Source organism: Paludibaculum fermentans, assembly GCF_015277775.1.
Classification (GTDB): Bacteria; Acidobacteriota; Terriglobia; order Bryobacterales; family Bryobacteraceae; genus Paludibaculum; species Paludibaculum fermentans.
The window spans coordinates 9,428,156-9,441,852 of sequence record NZ_CP063849.1 but is presented as its reverse complement, the minus strand read 5'-3'; the positions used below and the strand labels follow the sequence as shown (position 1 = coordinate 9,441,852).

At 61.9% G+C, this 13,697-nt stretch carries 12 protein-coding genes; 7 read left to right on the top strand and 5 right to left on the bottom strand.

All coding sequences use genetic code 11. From position 1 onward, the window contains the following. Nucleotides 1-96: 96 nt before the first annotated feature. Nucleotides 97-657 (bottom strand): TetR/AcrR family transcriptional regulator, encoded by a 561-nt coding sequence (locus IRI77_RS37490; protein WP_194450026.1) that lies wholly within the window; start codon nucleotides 655-657, stop codon nucleotides 97-99. A 103-nt stretch (nucleotides 658-760) separates the two neighbouring features. On the opposite strand from IRI77_RS37490, the gene IRI77_RS37485 reads away from it, so the two are divergent. Continuing rightward, on the top strand, nucleotides 761-1,549 hold the full coding sequence (locus IRI77_RS37485) for an SDR family NAD(P)-dependent oxidoreductase (protein ID WP_194450025.1): 789 nt from the start codon (nucleotides 761-763) through the stop codon (nucleotides 1,547-1,549). 67 nt (nucleotides 1,550-1,616) lie between these two features. Beyond that, complete coding sequence (locus tag IRI77_RS37480; RefSeq protein WP_194450024.1) at nucleotides 1,617-2,426, top strand: SDR family NAD(P)-dependent oxidoreductase; 810 nt, start codon at nucleotides 1,617-1,619, stop codon at nucleotides 2,424-2,426. A 142-nt stretch (nucleotides 2,427-2,568) separates the two neighbouring features. Here the strand turns inward: IRI77_RS37480 and IRI77_RS37475 are convergent, their stop codons facing one another. The 4 genes from IRI77_RS37475 to IRI77_RS37455 form a co-directional block, all read right to left on the bottom strand. Beyond that, nucleotides 2,569-3,795: an IS3 family transposase gene (locus IRI77_RS37475; protein ID WP_267239364.1), complete on the bottom strand. Its 1,227-nt coding sequence runs from the start codon at nucleotides 3,793-3,795 to the stop codon at nucleotides 2,569-2,571. Between the two features lie 542 nt (nucleotides 3,796-4,337). Next, on the bottom strand, nucleotides 4,338-4,901 hold the full coding sequence (locus IRI77_RS37465; RefSeq protein WP_194450023.1) for a GNAT family N-acetyltransferase: 564 nt from the start codon (nucleotides 4,899-4,901) through the stop codon (nucleotides 4,338-4,340). 29 nt (nucleotides 4,902-4,930) lie between these two features. Then, complete coding sequence (locus IRI77_RS37460; RefSeq protein ID WP_194450022.1) at nucleotides 4,931-5,305, bottom strand: VOC family protein; 375 nt, start codon at nucleotides 5,303-5,305, stop codon at nucleotides 4,931-4,933. A gap of 48 nt (nucleotides 5,306-5,353) precedes the next feature. Continuing rightward, nucleotides 5,354-5,779: a DUF1801 domain-containing protein gene (locus tag IRI77_RS37455; RefSeq protein ID WP_194450021.1), complete on the bottom strand. Its 426-nt coding sequence runs from the start codon at nucleotides 5,777-5,779 to the stop codon at nucleotides 5,354-5,356. 282 nt (nucleotides 5,780-6,061) lie between these two features. Here IRI77_RS37455 and IRI77_RS37450 point away from each other — a divergent pair, with 282 nt between their 5' ends. The 5 genes from IRI77_RS37450 (at nucleotide 6,062) to IRI77_RS37430 (ending at nucleotide 13,694) form a co-directional block, all read left to right on the top strand. After that, nucleotides 6,062-7,021 (top strand): ThuA domain-containing protein, encoded by a 960-nt coding sequence (locus tag IRI77_RS37450; protein ID WP_194450020.1) that lies wholly within the window; start codon nucleotides 6,062-6,064, stop codon nucleotides 7,019-7,021. Between the two features lie 188 nt (nucleotides 7,022-7,209). After that, entirely contained in the window at nucleotides 7,210-8,880 is a 1,671-nt protein-coding gene (locus tag IRI77_RS37445; RefSeq protein ID WP_194450019.1) for a sensor histidine kinase, read from the top strand. Beyond that, on the top strand, nucleotides 8,877-9,563 hold the full coding sequence (locus IRI77_RS37440; protein WP_194450018.1) for a response regulator transcription factor: 687 nt from the start codon (nucleotides 8,877-8,879) through the stop codon (nucleotides 9,561-9,563). The genes IRI77_RS37445 and IRI77_RS37440 overlap by 4 nt, the downstream gene beginning before the upstream one ends. 61 nt (nucleotides 9,564-9,624) lie before the next feature. Continuing rightward, nucleotides 9,625-10,497: a TIGR03435 family protein gene (locus tag IRI77_RS37435; RefSeq protein WP_194450017.1), complete on the top strand. Its 873-nt coding sequence runs from the start codon at nucleotides 9,625-9,627 to the stop codon at nucleotides 10,495-10,497. 122 nt (nucleotides 10,498-10,619) lie between these two features. Next, on the top strand, nucleotides 10,620-13,694 hold the full coding sequence (locus IRI77_RS37430; RefSeq protein WP_194450016.1) for an outer membrane beta-barrel protein: 3,075 nt from the start codon (nucleotides 10,620-10,622) through the stop codon (nucleotides 13,692-13,694). The last annotated feature ends 3 nt before the right edge of the window (nucleotides 13,695-13,697 follow it).

Here is a 13,697-nt window from a genome sequence, read left to right as displayed (position 1 = left end):
GATATCAGGATGCGGGACGGGCGGGAATGGGTCTGTGGCGGTGGGTCTGAGGCGGTGGTTCAGCGCAATTCCGCGGGACGTGGCGTGACGCTCCGGCTAGAGAGCCGGAGTCACGCCGTTGGAACGGAGCCAGGCGCGGGTCTGAGAGAGAACTTCGTCGGACAGTTTCGGATCGTCGCTGAGGCGGGAGAGGATGACAGCGCCGACCATTGCAGCCCAGGAGCCGATGGCGGCCTGACGCTTCTCGGTTGCTGTTTTGCCGGGTGCGCTTTCGGTGAAGAGATCGATGCGGCGGCGGAGTCCGTCGGTCATCGCAGCCCGCGCCTCAGGCGATTGGCGGATGGATTCCGAGCCGAGGCCCGCCGTGGGGCAGCCGCCGGCGAGATCATCGCGATGCTTGCGGGAGAGGTAGGCACCCACATAGCGGCCCAAATCGAAGCTGGCCGGCGCAGCGGGGGCGAGGGCGTGGACGAGGGTCTGCGCTATCAGATCCTCCTTCGATTTGAAGTGACCGTAGAAGCCGCCGTGGGTGAGGCCAGCGGCCTTCATTACATCGGCGACCGTGACGGCGTCAAAGCCGCGCGCCTTGAAGAGACGAGCCGCTTCGTAGAGGATCTTTCGCCTGTTCCCAGCCATCTGCTCGCGACTGACTTTCATGCAGGACTCCTGTGAAATATTCTGACACCTTTTCATGACCGTGAACATCTTTACGGCAGATGACAGTCATCATGAATAACTCGAAGGTGGTAGGACCCAACTGATGAACTCCAAAGCGGCAGTTTTGATAACAGGCGCGTCGAGCGGCATTGGCGCGGTCTATGCGGACCGATTTGCGAAGCGGGGCCATGCTCTCGTGCTGGTGGCACGCGATCGAGTCCGGATGGAGGAACTGGCCCAACGGTTGCGACAGGAAAACGGCGTAACGGTGGAACTGCTGCCCGCGGATCTCACCGACAGTGACGGCCTGGCGCGAGTGGAAGCCAGGCTGCGCGACGACTCGCGGATCGGGATTCTCGTAAACAACGCAGGGACTGCCGCCCATGGGGGTTTTCTGGATCAGGCTCCTGACGATGTGGCCCAGTTGATCAGCCTGAACACCACCGCATTGACGCGCCTGGCGAGCGCCGTGGCTCCGCGGCTTGCCAGGGAAGGTGCGGGAGCGATCGTCAACATTGGATCTGTCGTCGGCCTCGCTCCGGAACTGGGGATGAGCGTATATGGCGCAACCAAGGCGTTCGCGCTGTTCCTGACGCAGGGCCTGCATGTGGAATTGGGTCCCAGGGGGGTGTATGTGCAGGCGGTGCTGCCGGCCGCTACGCGTACGGAGATCTGGGCAAAGTCCGGCCGGGATGTGGACTCGCTACCGGCAGTCATGGAAGTGGGCGAGTTGGTGGATGCGGCGCTGGCGGGCTTTGACGCCCGGGAAACCATCACCATTCCGTCGCTGCCGAAAGTGGAACAGTGGACGAGTTTCGAGGCAGCGCGCAAAGCGATGGTCCCCAATTTCCTGCAGGTACACGCGGCGGAGCGCTATCGCCAGGGGTCCTGAGTGCCTGCGGGAGGCGCGGCCGATCAGTTAGTGGACGAGTGAATGAATTGGACGAGAGGACAAAGACATGAATCCGACATCTAAAGGCATCGCGGTAGTCACCGGAGCCTCTGCCGGAATCGGCGCAGTTTACGCGGAGCGTTTGGCTCAGCGCGGCTATGACCTGCTGCTGGTGGCCCGGAATGTTGAGCGGCTGGAAAAGCTGGCCGGGGCGATTGCCTGGTCCACAGGACGAAAGGTGGAGATCCTGGGCGCGGACCTGAGCGATGCGGCCGATCTGGCTAAGGTCGAGCAGAGGCTGCGCGAGGACCAGCAGGTGACCATGCTGGTGAACAACGCGGGCGTGGGCGCAACGGCTCCGCTGCTGAATTCGGACATCGGAGCGATGGCGCAGATGATCAGCCTGAATATTGAAGTTCTGACGCGCCTGACCTATGCTGCGGTGCCTGGACTGGTGGCACGCGGGTCCGGAACGATTATCAACATCGCGTCGATTGCAGCCATAGCTCCGGAGATCCTGAATGGGGTGTACGGAGGGTCGAAAGCCTTCGTTCTCGCCTTCAGCCAGTCGTTGCAGCATGAACTGGCGGACAAGGGAATCCGGGTTCAGGTAGTGTTGCCTGGTGCGACGGCTACAAATTTCTGGAGCACGGCCGGCACGCCGGTGGAGCATTTGCCGCAGGAGATCGTGATGCCGGTGGAGGCGATGGTGGACGCGGCCTTGGCGGGGTTGGATCAGGGCGAATTCGCGACGATCCCGGCGCTGCCGGATGCGGAGCAGTGGACAGCGTATGAAACCGCGAGGATAGCAATGATGCCGAATCTCTCGCGGACGGCGCCCGCCGACCGTTATGGAAGCGTCTCTTCGAGGGCCTGATCCGCTCTCGGGGCGGGTCGGCTGTTGCGCGTAGGGGCCCGGGCTGATTAGATGTCGAAGCGGCGGACATCTCTTCGGGCTAGGGCTTCCCTGCCCGGCGGGCGGCGCGCGTCAACGACTTTGAGACACAGTTCAGAGGAGTTTACTGAGTATTGTCCTCTGAAGTGGATGGCTTATTGATCCAGACCTGGCTGGGGGCCGGATTGGCTTTGGGCGCTTGTTTCACGAATCGTTCAGGGTGAACCAGGTAGGCTGCGTCGAGAACGGTTTGGCGGCTCGCGATGACCTGCGGCGCCTCACCGTGGTGGAGCACCGAGGGAGTCAGCAGACTGATGCCGGAATGATGGTGCTCCTCGTTGTACCAGTGAAAGAAATCCACCGCGAAGGCTCTTGCATCCTGAATGCACCCGAAGCGGTCAGGGAACCCTGGCCGGTATTTCAAGGTGCGGAACTGGCTTTCCGAATAGGGGTTGTCGTTGGAGACATGAGGCCGGCTGTGAGTCTTGGTGATGCCGAGGTCGCTGAGCAGGAACGCGACCGGCTTTGAGGTCATCGAGGAACCGCGATCGGCATGCACGGTGAGTTGCTCCGGTTGGATGCCCTGCTTGCGGCAGGTATCTTCGAAGAGCTGCTTCGCGAGTTGCGCGCTTTCCCGATGGGCGAGCATCCAACCCACCACATAGCGGCTGAAAACATCCAGCACAACATACAAGTAGAAGTAGGTCCACTTGGCTGGGCCGAGGAGCTTGGTGATGTTCCAGCTCCATAGTTCATTGGGACCCGAGGCGAGCAGTTCCGGCTTCTGATAGGTGGGGTGGCTGAGCTGATCGCGGCGTTCCCGGGTTCCGCCGGCTTCGTCCAGCACACGGTACATCGTGCGCGACGAGCAAAGATACTGGCCCTCGTCGAGCAATGTGGCCGCCACTTCGGCGGGTGATTGGTCCCGGAAGCGTGGACTGTTGAGTTGAGCTAAAACCGTTTCGCGTTCGACGTCGGACAGACCACGAGCGGGCCGGGTAGGCGCCGGACGCGGACCGTAGAACGGCGCCAAGCGACGATAGAAGGTGGCGCGGGGCACGCCCAGCGCCACGCAGGCCGGCCGAGTCCCTACCTGCAAGGCAAGTGCAGTGGCGGCCTCCATCAGAGAAGATCCTCCGGATCCGGCGTGGCCAAGGTTCGTCCCAACAAAGCGGCCACTTTTTTTTGGACGTCGATGATGATTTCGGCTTTGCGCAGCCGCTCGGTCAACCGTTCGTTTTCGCGCAGGAGCCGCTGCACCTCCTTGGTGGAGGAGTCGATCCGCGGTTTGGGCCCGCGAGTTCGAGGGGTGAGACCTTGGGTAATGCCTGCGTTTCGTTCCCGACGCCAATTGGTGAGGTGAGACGAGTAGAGGCCTTCCCTGCGCAGGAGCGCGCCGATGCTTCCACTGTCGGTGGCAGCGTCGGCCTCGGCCAGAATCTTCCGTTTGTAGGCAGCCGGGAAGCTGCGGCGTTTGGCGCGCGGTCTCACCTCGGGGTTGGCGTGGCGTTCGGCGCCGGCCTTGGGGGCCGCTACACTGCGCTCGGGCTCGCTACGCTCGTCCTCGCTTCGTTTCGCGGCCCCCAAGGCCGAGGTAAGACCATTGATCTGCTGCTTGTTCATGCGGGCTCTCTTTCCCGCCCTGCTCATTAATTAGGCAAACCGGAAGTGTCTCATTGATGTTGGCACGGAGGGGGGGCCAGGATTAGACGCCAAGCAAGCCTGGCAGCGCCGAAGTTGGGGGGCGCAGTGTATGGAGCCCAATGGGACCGTACTCCGGATGGGATTCACTTCGGGGTTGAGAACGCGGGGGAACCGCGGCGGGACGTGAGGCACACGGTTTACGTGCCCGCACCCGAGGGCCACGGGGACAGCCATGAGCTTCGGGTATCCTCACCAATCCGCGTCTTTGCACATTCGGATCACCGGAAGTGTGGCGCCATTAGGGAGCGACACTTCGATCCGCTGTACCGCGACATAACCCCTCGTGCGGTAGAGCTTCTCGCCCGTTAGAGTCGCGCCCATCTCGAAACGGCGGAACCCGGCGTCGCGGGCTGAGGCTTCGCAGGCGTCGAGGATCCTGGTGCCGATGCCCATTCGGGCCCAGTCCGGATGAATGAAGAAGGCACGGATCTTCGCGGCGTCCACGGCGGGATCCAGAAACGCGTCTTCGCGGACGCTGGCCTGATCGCTACCGAATAGGGTTTTGCGTTTACTCCAGCCTCCGCAGCCGACCAAACCAGCAGAAGGTGATTCGACTACGTAGTAAGTCCGATCGGCGATCAATTGCGTGTCGACGCCGAAGACGGGGCCAATGGCTCCAGCGATTTGTTCGGGCGAGTAGTCGGCGGCCTGCAATCCGCGAACAGAAGACTCGATCAGATGGCGCAGAGCCGGAATGTCCAAGGAGCGCGCTTCGCGGAAGCAGAGGAAGTCCAAGCCGGACGCGTGGGCCATTGCCTAATATTACCGGCCGCCTGACATGGTCAGGGCTTGGGGCGGGACGGGACGATTCCGAAGATGTTGCCCTCCGGATCGACTCCGTCCCAGGTCCCCCACGGCCGCTGGACCAGATACACGCCCAACGTTCGCAGGCGGGTGAGTTCGGCCTCGAGGTCGTCAGCTTCCAGCAGAAGCTTGAATGGCGTCTCTTCGCGCAATTCAGGCGGTGAGGTGATGTCGATCTGATCCGCGATGTGGGCGGGGATGGCGTGCAGGGCGAACGTCGTCGAGCCGGTGTCAAACTCCAGCCAGGAGTCCCCTCGAGACTCGGCCAGCGGGGACAAGCTCAGGACCCCGCTGTAGAACTTCTCCATTTCCGGCAGGGATTTCACGTAGAGCATCGCGGATTGCAGGCGCATATGGCGATGGTAGCTTGTGTGCGAGTTGTGTTTCCGGGGCTTCGACGGCTAGAGATGCCGGATCCACTCCCGCAGGAGATTAGTGAAGGCATCGCCTTTGGCGTCCAGGTCCTTGAGATCCCGGAACGTGACCAGGGCACGGTCTTTCGCCAACCATTCGAGAAGGGAGTGCGGATCGGGGATGGGGACTCCGGTCTTCGAGATGGCATTCTTCTTCGCGCCGAAATGGAGGATGAGGCCCAGGCCATTCTTCGCGCGCAGGTTCATGGTGGCGAAGTGCTCCGTCGTGTAGAAGCTGGGCGCGTTCCATTTGATGGCTTCGCGGATGTTCGGATCGGCCGATAGTATGAGTTCACGCAAAGCGAGAATTTCCGGTTTACGTGGGTGATCCAGTGTCGCAAGGAATGATTCCACGCTCTGATCGACTGCCTGTTTCGGCTTCAACGACCGGGGACCTGCTGAGTTTGATTTCATGAGGGCTCCTGCTGACTGGGCCAGGGCCTCAGTTTAGCGTAAGAGGTCGAATTGGGTGTCTCGAGTCTTGCCGGGCGCACAACTGGCAGCCCCGGCATCGGGACCGGCGGGATCGCCCCAAACTGTTAAGTTCCCTGTAGACTGTTGGGGGACGCGACCAGCATGCGCTTCACCCGATCCGACGAAGCGAGGGTTCCCGGCACGCCTTGCCAGCACGCAGGGGCGGCAGGACAGCTGTTTTCGTCCGTTACCGCCTGCAGCGGTGTCATGGGAGCAATCATTATGAAGAAGAGTGTTTTGGGCCTGGTGTTGACGGGCCTCTTCGCATGGGTAGTGCCGGCGACCGCCGCCCCGCCCATCCGCGTCATGCTGTTGGATGGCGAACAAGGTGGGCCCTATCATGCCTGGCAGGAGACCACACCTTACCTGAAGAAGATGCTGGGCGATGCAGGCATTTTCAGCGTGGACGTTGTGACCGCTCCGCCAAAGGGTGCGGATTTCAGCACGTTCAAGCCGGAATGGAGCAAGTACAAGGTCATCGTGTCGAACTACGATGTGCCGGACGAGCGCTGGCCGGACAGCTTGAAGGCGTCGTTCGAAGAGTACATCCGGAACGGCGGAGGACTGGTGTCGGTGCATGCCGCTGACAATGCATTTCCGAACTGGAAAGAGTACAACCTAATGATCGGCGTGGGCGGCTGGCGCGGGCGGAATGAGAAGTCCGGGCCGCACTTCTATTACGAGAACGGGAAGCTGGTATCGGATCCCGCTCCGGGGCCAGCGGGACAGCATGGCGCGCGGCTCGCCTATAAGGTGGTCAATCAGGTCACCGATCACCCGATCACGAAAGGCTTGCCCAAGGAATGGCTGCACGTGCCGGACGAACTGTATGCGAATATGCGCGGTCCGGGCGAGAACATGACGGTTCTGGCAACGGCGTGGTCGGATCCTTCAAACCGTGGCACCAATCATCACGAGCCGATTCTGATGGTGCTGAGCTACGGGAAGGGCCGCATTTTCCATACGGTCATGGGCCATGACCTGGCCGCGCTGAATTGCGTAGGCTTTATCGCCACCTATCAGCGGGGGACGGAATGGGCGGCGACGGGCAAGGTCAAACAGAAGGTCCCGGCGGATTTTCCGACCGCGGACAAGTCGAGCACGCGCGCGGATTACGCTCCGCCGGCAGGTTGGACATCGCCGGGCGGGCGTCCGCGTCCCGCGGCCGCTCCGGCCAAGTAAACACCAATTGGGGCCTCCTGATCGAGTTGGGCGTACCCGTCTGGATCAGGGGGCCGACCTTGCCGGAAGCAACGAATTGCTCCGTGTGTTGTCGGCAGATGGCCCGCGGTACCCTTTTCCTCGCCCCGAGAGCCACGCCAAGTTGCGTTTTGCGACGCAGCTTGGCGATTCGGCTAGAATGCAGGTGAATGGGCAGATCCTTCAGCTCCCGAGCTCTCGTCGCGGTCAGTTCGGTACTTGCGTTCCTGCTGGTGGGGCTTGCGGTCCTGCAATACCAGTGGTCTGGCCGGATTTCCGCGGCCGATGCCCAGAGGGAACGAGAGCACCTGAATTCGGCTGCCCAGTTATTCGCCAGTGAGTTCAACGGCGTCGTCAGCCAGTCGGTCCGGTTTCTGCAAAACGAAGCCAACACGGCACTCCGATCGGGAGCTCCGCTGACAGGGACTCCGAAGCTGATCGGTGAATTGTACTACCTCAATCTGCAGCCCCAAAAACCGCCGGAGGTACTGCGCCTGACTGCGGAAGGAATGTTTGTCCCGGCCTCCCGGCCGGAATGGCTACCGGCCGCGCGATGTTCCCTCAGAGGAGTGGAAGATCCTTCGACGATCTTTGCGCCGATCTTCGACATAGTCTCCGTGGAGCACAAGGTCCCGGGCGAAGCGCAGATTACCAAGACCATCAAATGGGGCATGGACCGATGCTTCGTGGCGCGTTTCGACACGAAGTATGTGAGCGAGACACTGTTCCCGAGCCTGATTCAAAAGAGCTTCGGCGGTACTGCGGCGAGCGAATATGATTTCGCAGTGGTATCCCTCAACAGGCCGGATCAGCGCCTGTATGGGGGCGTGCTGCACGCTGACTTGCGGACGGTCTTTCCGGCCATGGATGTGAGCCTGCCAATTCCGTTGCCGCCTGCCGCGGCAACTGGCTCGCCTCCCCGCCAACGGGCCTCTGTCTTGATCCAACGTGAGAACCATGTGTTCACGAGTAGCTTGACTTCCCTGCGAGACACGGGACTGTGGGAGCTGCAGATCGCACACAAGGGCATGCCAATGGCCGCGGCGTTTGAGCGCAAACGCGGGTGGGATCTACTGGTCAGCCTCGGCGTGGATGTGCTGCTGTTTGCGGCTGTCGCCTTCCTTGTTATCGCTGCCCGGCGGATGCAATGGTTAGCCGACCAGAAGATGCGGTTTGTGGCCGGGGTTTCACATGAACTCAGGACTCCGGTGTCGGCCATTGCGATGCTGTCGCGGAACCAGGCCGATGGGCTGGTGACGGGACCAGACAAGGTGAAGCAATACGGCGAGCTGATCCATCAGCAGAGCAGGCGCCTGAATGAGATGGTGGAACAGACGCTGCAACTGGCAGGGATTCACTCCGGGTTGCGCAGGCCCGCCAAGGATGAGGTTGATCTGCGGAGCCTGATTGAGGATTCGATTGGCGCGCGGCGCGAAGAGTTGACGCGCGGCGGGTTTGAGTTGGAGGTTGATCTTGCCTCCCCAACGCCCCCGATCGTAGGGGATTCGAAGTTGCTGCGCACCGCGTTCGACAACCTGCTGGACAATGCGCTGAAGCATGCCGGCGGGGGCCGGTGGATCAGAGTGAGCGCGGTGCATGCTCCGCTGGAGAAGGAGATCCGCCTCAGCGTGGAGGATCGGGGCGACGGCATTGATCCGACAGACCAAACCGAGATCTTTGAGCCGTTCAGCCGGGGACGGGCCGCCGTCGAGGCGCAGATTCCCGGTTCCGGCCTTGGGCTGAGCCTGGTTCGCAGCGCAGCCGAGGCGCATAGAGGAAGTGTGACATTGGTGAGCAGGCCCGGCCGTGGCAGCACCTTCACGCTGCATCTGCCGCTATGAGCCACCGCATACTGTTCGTCGAAGACGAAGCCGCCTTTGCGGTGGGGATGATCGACCGACTGGAATCAGAGGGCTACACGGTGGAGTGGGCCCAGACGGGCATTGCCGGCTATGAACTGGCGCTCACACGGCATTTTGACCTGATCGTCCTCGACGTAATGCTGCCAGGCAAGAACGGGTTCGATATCTGCCGGGACCTGCGGCGGGAAGGCCAGAATGTGCCGGTTCTGATGCTGACGGCGCGCGGTGAAGTGGTCGACCGGGTGGTGGGTCTCAAGCTGGGCGCCGACGACTATGTGCAGAAGAACTGCGAGCCGGTGGAACTGATGGCTCGCATTGAGGCGCTGCTGCGGAGGTCGGCTGTTCCGGCAACGGTCACGGCGGAGCGAGCGGAGTTTGGAGACCTGCGGATTGACCTTCGCCGGCACGAGGTGAGCCGAGCCGGCAAACCGTTGTCGCTGTCACCGGTGGAATTCCGGCTGCTCGAGTACCTGATCGAACGCCGTGGCACGGTGATCACGCGGGAAGAACTGCTGGAGAATGTGTGGAACCTGAGTGGGGATACGCTGAGCAGGACGGTGGATGTGCATGTCGCCGGGCTGCGCAAAAAGATTGAGGCCGATCCCCGGTATCCGCGCCTGCTGCTGACGGTTAAGGGCGCAGGCTACAAACTTTCCATCTGACGCTTACATTCCTTACACACAATTTGCTCGCCGAACATCAGAATCGTCGCAAGCTATTGACATGAAATCCAGTTTCGCCTGTGCACTGATCCTTTCCTGCTGTGCTGCGTTCGGCCAGCAGGCGGCCGGGACGCTCGCGTTTGAGGTGGCCTCGATCAAACTGTCCGAGCCTCAACAGATGGGCCGAATCCGCATCATGATGAACACGGACGGAGGGATGCTGCGCTACTCCAACGTCTCGCTGAAGGACTGTGTCCGCAATGCTTTCAGGGTGAAGGAGTTTCAGATTGAAGGTCCGGAGTGGATGGGAAACCAGCGTTTCGACATCGTGGCGAAGTTCCCCGAGGGTGCGACGGAGAAACAGGTGCCTGAGATGCTGCAGGCGCTGCTGACGGAACGTTTCAAGCTCACGGTCCATAGGAACACCAAGGAGGGCGCAATCTATGCCCTGGTGGCAGGCAAGAACGGTCCGAAACTGAAACCCGCCGAAACGACCGCACCCGCCGCCGCTCCGGACGCCAAAACGCCCGGCGGCGCACCGCCCAGGGGCGGTGTGATGATGTCAATGGGGCCGGAGGGCGCGCACCTAAAGGCTCCTTCCGTGACGGTGTCCGGCCTGGCTGAGATGATCTCCCGCTTTGCCGAGCGTCCGGTGGTCGATATGACCGGGATCGAGGGCCAGTATGACTTCGACCTGGTCTTTACGCCTGAAACCATGCGCGGCATGCCTGGCGGCGGACGTGGACCGATGGGCGGCCCCGGAGCTGGAGGCCCGCCGCCCGGAGGCGGAGCCCCACCCAGTGATATCCCTGTCGAACGGGCTGGATCGATCTACGATTCAGTGCAGCAATATGGCCTCAAGCTGGAGCCGCGCAAGGCGCCGATGGAAATGCTGGTGGTTGACCACATCGAGAAGACGCCCACCGAGAACTAGCGCCCCTGCCGAGACCGGCTGACCTGACGGAAGTTATCCTCGCCCGCAAACATACGGGCGGAAACATGAGGTCGGCCGGTGCTCAGCACTGCGCGATTCGCCTGATCACCTTGAGTTCACCCATGGATTCCCGACGCATCCGCCACTACCTTGGACTCTGCGCGGTGGTTTGTATTTTGCTTCCGCTCGTCCAGGCCTCCGAACACCGGGGCCGCGTGACATTCAAAATGCGCCCCGTACCCGGTGCGACAGTATCCGCCAGCCGGGAAGGCAGAACCGCCACAGCGGTCACCGATTCAGAGGGCCGGTACACTTTCCCGGACCTGATGGATGGCACCTGGGCGGTCCAGGTGAAGATGTTCGGGTTTGAGTTGATGCGGCAGGAGGTAACGGTTGCCGCCGGCTCCGCGGCCCGGGAATGGGCACTGACCCTGCTGTCGATGGAGCGGATCAAAGCCGAAATCCAGGTAGCAGTCGCTCCTCCCAAGGCGGTCTCCGCGGTGCGGCCCGCGACGGCACCGGAAGTAGCGGCAAAGCCCGAACCTCGCAAGGCGGCCACCACGGCGCCCGTCAATGGCGACGACGAAATGAGCCAACGGGCCGCCGACGGGCTGCTGATTAACGGCAGCGTAAACAACGGCGCGGCTTCCAACTTCGGACAGGCGGCGGCGTTCGGGAACAACCGCTTTGGGGGTAAAGGACTGTACAACGGGGGCCTGGGCATGTCTCTGGGCAACTCGGCTTTTGATGCCCGGCCCTATTCGCTCACCGGCCAGAACACGCCCAAGGCGAGCTACAACCGGCTGACTGGAATGGCGAGCCTCGGCGGGCCGCTGAAGATTCCCCATCTACTCAAGAATGGTCCGATGTTGTTCGCCGGCTATCAATGGACCCGGAATAACGACGCGACCACCGCGACATCGCTCGTGCCCACCGCGGGGCAGCGGAACGGAGCATTTGGGGAGAGTATCATCGATCCTCTCACGGGGACTTTCTTCCCCGGCAATGCCATTCCCCAGAATCGAATCAGCCCGCAAGCGCGCGTTCTTCTGAACTACTACCCTCAGCCTAACTTCGGCGGCAACGGCGGGTATAACTTCCAGGTGCCGCTGCTGAATCCCACGCATCAGGACGCGCTGCAGACGCGCGCGTCGAAGACATTGGGCCGGAGCAACCAGGTATCCGGCCAATTCAGTTTCCAACGCACACGAGCAGACGACCCTAGTCTATTCGGCTTTCTCGATAAGCGGAATCTTCAAGGGATCAATAGTGGGGCCAACTGGACCCATCGATTCAGCCAGCGACTGTTTCTGAACATGGGCGTGCAGTTCAGCCGGATGTCGACGCGGGTGACGCCTTTCTTCGCGAACCGGGTAAACGTGTCGGGCGAGGCCGGCATCACGGGCAACAACCAGGATCCGGCGAACTGGGGTCCGCCTGCGCTGAGTTTCTCCAGCGGTATCGCGGGTCTTTCGGATGCGCAGAGTTCCTTCAACCGAAGCCAGACGAGCGGACTCTCCGCCTCGATGCTCTGGACGTACGGTGCTCACAATGTCGCGTTCGGGGGTGACATCCGAAGGCAACAATTCAATTACCTTTCCCAGCAGGATCCGCGCGGCACATTCACGTTCACCGGGGCCGGGACGGGTTCGGACTTTGCCGACTTCCTGCTTGGCACTCCGCGCACCAGTTCCATCGCGTTCGGCAATGCGGATAAGTACTTCCGGCAGACGGTCTATGACGCCTACATTACCGACGACTGGAGGCTCAACCATGCCTTTACCCTGAACGGGGGCGTGCGCTGGGATTACGGGGCTCCCATCACTGAGCGGCAAAACCGCCTGGTGAACCTGGACATCGCGCCGGCTTTCACGGTGGCGGCGCCGGTGTTGGCGAGCAATCCGAAGGGAGCCGTAAGCGGGCGGCAATACCCAAACTCGCTGCTCCGCCCGTTCAAGCAGGGATTCTCGCCGCGCATCGGCATTGCCTGGAAGCCTCTGGCTGGTTCGTCAATGATCGTGCGGGCCGGGTACGGGATCTACTACGACACCTCAGTTTATCCGTCCCTGGCCACCCGGATGGCGCAGCAACCGCCTCTTTCGACGACGGCCAGCGTTCAGAACAGTGACGCAAATCCGATCACCTTGGCGAACGGCTTCAGCTCGGCCACCTCCGGCAGCAACAATACGATCGCGATTGATCCGGACTTCCGGCCCGGCTATGCGCAAAACTGGCAACTCAGCGTACAGCGGGATCTGCCGGGTTCAATGCAGATGACTGCGACGTATGCGGGCATCAAGGGAACCCACGCCATGCAGGCAGTCCTGCCGAACACGTTTCCGATCGGCGCGGTAAACCCCTGCCCGGCCTGTCCCAGCGGCTTCGCCTATTTGCAGTCGAGCGGCAATTCCAGCCGTCAGGCGGCCCACGTTCAACTCCGGCGGCGGCTCCGCGGGGGCTTCACGGCATCGACGCAGTATGTCTTCTCGAAATCGATCGACAATGCGGCGGCACTTGGAGGACAGGGCGGCGGAGCGAACGGTCAAGGGTCCGGCGGGCAGAATCAGATGGGTGCGCAACCGGCCTCGGCATTGACCGGGCTCGGCGGCCTTTCCATCGCACAGAACTGGCGGGATACAGGCTCGGAACGCAGCCGGTCGAATTTCGACCAGCGGCACCTGCTCACAGCGCAGGTGCAATACACCTCAGGCGTGGGTCTCAGCGGCGGCAGCTTCCTGAACGGGTGGAAAGGCAGGCTCCTGAAGGAATGGAGCCTGGCGACGCAGATCACGGCAGGCAGCGGGTTGCCGCAGACGCCTGTCTACCTGGCAGCGGTTGAAGGGACTGGAGTCACCGGTACCATCAGGCCCGACTACACGGGCGCAGCGCTCTATGATGCGGCTCCCGGCCACTTCCTCAACCCGGCTGCCTACTCGACACCCAAGCCCGGAGCCTGGGGCACGGCCGGCCGGAATACGATTACCGGCCCCTCGCAGTTCACCCTGAGTGCGTCGATGGCCCGGACTTTCCGGCTGACGGACCGCTTCAATGTTGATCTGCGGTTGGACTCAGTGAACCTGCTGAACCGGGTGAATTACACAACCTGGAATACGACGGTGAATGGCGCCCAATTCGGCCTGCCCGCGGCAGCAAACGCGATGCGGAGCATACAGACGACTTTGCGGGTGAGGTTCTGATCG